The organism is Gilvimarinus sp. 1_MG-2023 (genome assembly GCF_030548285.1).
Map to the genome: position 1 here is coordinate 1 of NZ_JAUOSC010001156.1, position 263 is coordinate 263.

Annotated in this window: 1 protein-coding gene; it reads right to left on the bottom strand. The window is 58.6% G+C overall.

The features are described 5' to 3' along the window. A partial coding sequence (locus tag Q4563_RS20485; protein WP_303605823.1) for a hypothetical protein occupies positions 1–232 on the bottom strand: 232 nt, incomplete at its 3' end. Positions 233–263: the final 31 nt, after the last annotated feature.

Sequence of the window (263 nt, forward strand, 5' to 3'; positions counted from 1 at the left end):
GGGATACCGTGGCCAGCTGGTCTTGCAAAGCCCGATCACCGCTATCCTGTTGCTGCTGCCGCTGACCCAGTGTATTCAGGGTTTGGCGATCAGCCTGCGTCTGTTGTGCCATGCCTTGCAACTGCTGTTGCAGCTGGCCCAGCTGTTGGCGCTGTTGCAACCCATACCAGACCACAGCCGCCGAGACGGCCAGTGACAGTAACACCAGAATAACCAGCAGCCAGATTGCCAATGACGATCGCCGTCCAGGGGTGTTTTCCTTG